The following is a 5,614-nucleotide window of genomic DNA, read 5'->3' as shown; positions in this document are numbered from 1 at the left end:
ATTCCGGCCCACTTTACCACGCCATGGAGCTGAATGCGACCTATCTGCTGAGCTTGGAACCCGACCGTTTATTGTCGCGTTTTCGTGAATATGCGGGACTGGAGCCCAAGGCGGCTCACTATGAGGGCTGGGAAGCACGCAGCATCAGTGGACATACACTCGGTCACTACCTGTCTGGCTGTTCGCTAATGTTTGCTTCCACAGGCGACAAAAGGCTGCTGGAACGAGTAAACTATGTGATTGACGAACTGGAAATATGCCAAAATAGTCATGGAAACGGATACATTTCCGGCATTCCGCGTGGAAAGGAAATTTTTGAAGAGGTTAAAGCCGGGGATATCCGCTCCCAAGGTTTTGACCTTAATGGAGGCTGGGTTCCGCTATATACGATGCACAAGCTCTTCGCAGGCCTGCGTGATGCCTACCTGCTGGCTCATCATCCCAAAGCTTTAGCGATGGAAATCAAACTCGGCGACTGGCTGGAGGATGTATTCCAAGGGCTGAACGATGAGCAGATGCAACAGGTGCTTCATTGCGAGTTTGGCGGCATGAACGAGGTGCTGACCGATCTGGCGGAACAATCCGGAGAAAAGCGCTTTTTGAACCTCGCGGAACGCTTTTATCATGGAGAAGTGCTGAATGATTTGGCAGACAGCCGCGATACGCTGGCAGGAAGACATGCCAATACACAAATTCCTAAGATCATTGGTGCAGCACGCCAGTTCGAAGTGACAGGCAAACCTTTCTATGCGGACCTCTCCCGCTTTTTCTGGGACCGGGTGGTTCACAAGCATTCCTACGTGATTGGCGGCAATAGCTATAATGAGCATTTTGGCGAACCTGGCAAGCTGAATGATCGTTTGGGCGAAGGTACCTGTGAAACCTGCAACACCTACAATATGTTGAAATTAACAAGACATATGTTTGAGTGGGACGCTTACGCAGCCTATGCCGACTATTATGAACGAGCAATGTTCAATCATATTTTGGCTTCACAGCAGCCTGTAGATGGACGGGTATGCTATTTTGTATCACTGGAAATGGGAGGGCACAAGTCCTTCAATTCTCAATATGACGATTTTACATGCTGCGTGGGGTCCGGTATGGAGAGTCACTCTATGTACGGCACGGCGATCTACTTTCACACACCAAACACACTCTATGTCAATCAATATGTCCCTTCTACCGTGACGTGGGATGAGATGGATGTACAGCTCAAACAAGAAACTCTCTTTCCGCAAAATGGGCAAGGAACGCTGCGTGTCATAAGCAAGGAGCCCAAGCTGTTCACGATCAAGCTAAGATGCCCTCATTGGGCGGAGCAGGGAATGAAGATTAAGATCAACGGAGAAGAGTATGCCGCAGAGGCTTGCCCTACCAGTTATATTGTCATTGAACGGGAATGGAACGACGGGGATACGGTCGAGTACGATATTCCTATGACAGTAAGAGTTGAAGAAATGCCGGATAATCCGCGCCGGATTGCATTGATGTACGGCCCGCTTGTGCTGGCTGGAGATCTGGGTCCTATTGAACAGGAGTTCAATGAGGAACGTCTGCTGGCATCTGTTCTGATCGGATCGGCCGATTCCCTGACAACCAAGCTGATTGCTGACAGGAGCGAACCGAATACATTCCATCTAAGCGATCTGGGTTATATCGGAGACTTGCAGCTTCGTCCGTTTTACCAGGTCTATGACCGTTCCTATACCGTCTATTGGGATCTCTTTTCCAAGGAGGAATGGGCAGCAACAGAGGCAGAATACCGCACTGCGTTAGCGTACCAGCTTGAGCTGGAGCGACTTACAGTCGACGTTGTGCAGCCTGCCGAAATGCAGCCGGAACGGGATCATTCCTTCACTGGAGAACACGTAGGCCTAGGGTCCATTTATAATCGCAAATATCGCGACACATGGCCTGGGGGCTGGTTCTCTTTTGTCATAAAGGTTCTCCCGGATGAGCCTGTCCAGTTGGCGGTCACTTATCTGAAGGACTTGAGTCGCTCTCATCGTGACTTTGACATCACTGCCGATGGTCAGAATTTAGGAGAAGGCAAGCTGGAATCCGAGGAAATGAGTAAATTCGAGACGTTTACCTATGAGCTGCCTCTGTCTGTGACGAGCCAAAAGCGTGAAGTTACGATTCGATTCACAGCCCAGCCACAAGGCAAGGTAGCGAAGGTGGCCGGATTGCGAGTGATCAGACATTCTATTGTATGATCAAATGATCTATATAAATCTACTATAGCGCCGCCACGCAGGCGGATAGTGCTTCCCAGCGCCACCGCCCCCGGATTTCTGTAATAAAGTCTTTCATTGGTAGAAATCCGGGGACAAAAGCGACTGCTTCGCTTGTACAGCACTATTCCGCCTACTCCGTTTTGATGTTAGTGGCTGCTTCATGTTTGCTTTACATTATGTTCATTTCACGGAAACTGTCTCTAATCTTGCGCAGCTCTTGCTGTGCCCTGCTGTATCGAGAGGCGTAGGTCCAGGCAAGCACCTGATGATAATGCGAAGGTGTTTCAATTGTGGTCACGTTATACATGGCCAGATTCCCGTCTATTTCTCCTTTTAGGGTAAACTCAATGGCAGGATATCCGTTCACCACCATATCTGAAGCGGTCCCCAATTCAGGGTCCGTAATTCCTGACACCAAATGATCCTCAATGATTCCTTTATATTCTTGAAGAGTCATACTACTGTCAAAGTCACTTTTTGGTTCAGACAATACAATCAAATATCTATCGGTAAATTCATTTTTAATGGAAATATCCGCTTCCTCATTAATCCTATTATCTCGTGACCAAGTCCACGGAGCTGTAACTGCAAACTGATTATCCTTACTGGTAAATACCTCAGGCTTCACGATTTGAGTAATGAGCGTAGAAATTAAGGATACAGCAAAGACAATCGAAGTGATCGTCATCAGGATGATTGCTCCTGCAAAAATCCCGGTTTTCCTTTTGCTCACCTTCCCCAAATCCCGTGTCCTAACTACATATGTGTTGGCGGCCATATCTCCAATTCGTTGTTTCCGAGGTGTCACCAGCACACATATACCGGCGGGCAGCCCCCAGAAAAGTAGCGGGTTCGTATCCACCAGATGTATGAGCGTACGGATCAACGATTTAATCATGCCTGGTGGCATTCCTTCTCCATTCACGACCTGAATACGAAGTACAAACTTGCCCAGCGTATAGCCCGTAAGTCCTTCCAGCAACAGATAATAACAGAAAGAGCCAATCAAGAAGAGAATCACTACCATACCCATATTGGGGCTTTCTGTTTCAGCTACTTTTTTCGCTATAAAATAGACCAGCCCTCCATACCCAAAAACGATAAGAATGAAGTCAATCATCCAGGCGGCCCATCTTCTGAAAAAGATGGAGGCTCCGTATGTCTGCGATAATGATGCCATCTTATCCGGTTCTCGTTGATGGTAGCCGCCATTTCTCATAGGTTCTCCTAACGCTGATGCAGATGGATCTTTCGATAAATTAAGTTCTTCCAAATGATACACCCCTGATGTCAATTTAATCCCAGTTTAGTATAGCATCCTTTTTCATCCAGTGGAGCAAGCCTGACAGCGCACTAGAGTATAACGAATCCCGCCGATGAACAAACCACACCTCTAATTTACGATAGGTTTCGGGTAAACGATGTGACGCAATCTTTCCCGTCTCCCTCGCCTTTGCAATTGATGAGTGTGGAAGCATGGATACCCCCAGACCAGAGGCTACCCCCCCCAAAAATAACTTCCAATGTCCCGAATTCCATAATCTGATACGTATCCACACCTGCATCGCTCAGAAAGCTTTCCGCTCTTGCCCGATGTGTGCAGCCTACATCGAAGAATAGCATAGGCTTGGCAAGCAGCTTGCTCATATCGCTTTCTCCCGGTTCCGAAATAAGCACCAGCTCCTCTTCAAAAGCCTCCACATGCTCTATATTCGGATCGACGACGGGACCATAGACGAATGCCCCATCTAATTCGTAATTTAGTACCTTTTGTACAAGAGCATGCGTCCCCCCGGTCATCAGCGATAGCTGCACATCAGGGTACTCAGCGTAATATCCCGTCAATAAAGTCGTTAGATGCGTGACCGCAGTCGTCTCAATCGAGCCCAATCGCAACGGTCCCGCAGGCTGGTCCGAATATTGAGTAGACTTCTCTGCCTCGTCGAGCAAGGTCAGTATGGATTCTGCATACTCCAGCAGATTCTCTCCTGCCGACGTTAGCGTCATTCCGCGATTAGATCTGCGAAATAGCGGTACGTTCAATTGTGCCTCAAGCTGCTGAATCCGCGAGGTTACATTGGACTGTACATAGTTCAACACTTGCGCAGCCTTTGTGATACTGCCTTCACGAGCAACCGCCCGAAAAATTTTCAAATCACTGCTTTCCATATATACATCACCTGCTTGGTATGATCATTTATGATACTGACGTTCGATTTTGTTCATTTTACCGGATGCCTGCCGCTCTGTACAATTCAAAGTACATGCAAATGCATCTAAAATCGACCACAGGAGGCTTTAAAATGAAAGCTATAATCCATAATGACAAAAACGGCCTTGAGGGCCTGATATATAAGGATGTTACGGACAGACGACCAGGGCATGGCGAAGTGAAGGTCCGACTCAAAGCTGCAGGCTTGAACCATCGGGATCTGTTCCTCATGGCGGATCGAACCACCAACGATGCTCCACTCATTCTCGGATCCGATGGAGCAGGCGTGATTGAGGCTGTAGGCGCTGGCGTCCCAACCTCACTGGTAGATACGGAAGTAGTCATCAATCCATGTATCGGATGGGAGAAGACACGCCACGTTCCCTTGGTTCCTGCCATTCTGGGCGGTCCTTCAGACGGGACATTGGCCGAATCGGTTATCATTCCCGCCCAAAATGCCATCAGCAAGCCAGCTTACCTGTCCTGGGAAGAGGCCGGGGTACTGCCTCTGTCTGCCTTGACCGCTTTCCGCGCTCTCTTCACTAGAGGGCAATTACAGCAGGGGGACCATGTCCTCATCCCCGGTATTGGCGGCGGGGTAGCTACGTACGCCATGCTTATGGCCTTAGCAGCGGGTGCACGAGTCAGCGTCACCTCACGCAGCGAAGCAAAACAACAAGCTGCCCTCGCCCATGGCGCTCATCATGCATTCAACAGTGATAGCGATTGGAAAGAAAGCATGAACGGAGACACCGTAGATCTGGTCCTTGACAGCATTGGACCCGCTACGTTCAACAAGTATCTGAATGTCATCAAACCGAATGGTCGAATCATTACATTTGGCGCAAGCTCAGGAGATCAGATAGAGATTCCGCTTCGCTCCATATTTTTTCCACAAATCAGCATCATCGGTACCTCTATGGGGAGCAGCGAGGAATTCGCAGATATGCTCCAATTCATGGAACGCCATTCCCTTCATCCCATTATAGATAGCGTCTTCCCTCTGCAAGAGACAGCGCAAGCCTTTTACCATATGCAGCAGGGAGCACAGTTAGGCAATATAGGGATTAGAATGGAATAGAGCGTACGTAACTTTAAACCTCTATAAAAAAATCCACTACTATAAAGCGCCTCATTCCGAGGTCAATTTTATAGTAGTGGA

General features: G+C 48.4%; 3 protein-coding genes and 1 pseudogene. 2 read left to right on the top strand and 2 right to left on the bottom strand.

The features are described from left to right. Positions 1–2,219, top strand: a 2,219-nt coding sequence (locus AC5V8P_RS22845; RefSeq protein ID WP_495473893.1) for a beta-L-arabinofuranosidase domain-containing protein, incomplete at its 5' end; no start/stop codon positions are given. Positions 2,220–2,409: 190 nt separating this feature from the next. Here the strand turns inward: AC5V8P_RS22845 and AC5V8P_RS22840 are convergent. Then, positions 2,410–3,513, bottom strand: a complete 1,104-nt coding sequence (locus AC5V8P_RS22840; RefSeq protein ID WP_081276716.1) for an RDD family protein — start codon at positions 3,511–3,513, stop codon at positions 2,410–2,412. A gap of 22 nt (positions 3,514–3,535) precedes the next feature. Next, positions 3,536–4,409 (bottom strand): annotated as a pseudogene (locus AC5V8P_RS22835) (LysR family transcriptional regulator). Between the two features lie 134 nt (positions 4,410–4,543). On the opposite strand from AC5V8P_RS22835, the gene AC5V8P_RS22830 reads away from it, so the two are divergent. Beyond that, positions 4,544–5,533 carry a zinc-binding dehydrogenase gene (locus AC5V8P_RS22830; RefSeq protein ID WP_064795596.1) on the top strand — a complete coding sequence of 330 codons (990 nt, stop codon included), beginning with the start codon at positions 4,544–4,546 and terminating at the stop codon, positions 5,531–5,533. The last annotated feature ends 81 nt before the right edge of the window (positions 5,534–5,614 follow it).

It is taken from the genome of Paenibacillus sp. N119s (assembly GCF_059447605.1).
The sequence above is the reverse complement of the archived record's forward strand: the minus strand, read 5'-3'. Positions and strand labels throughout refer to the sequence as shown.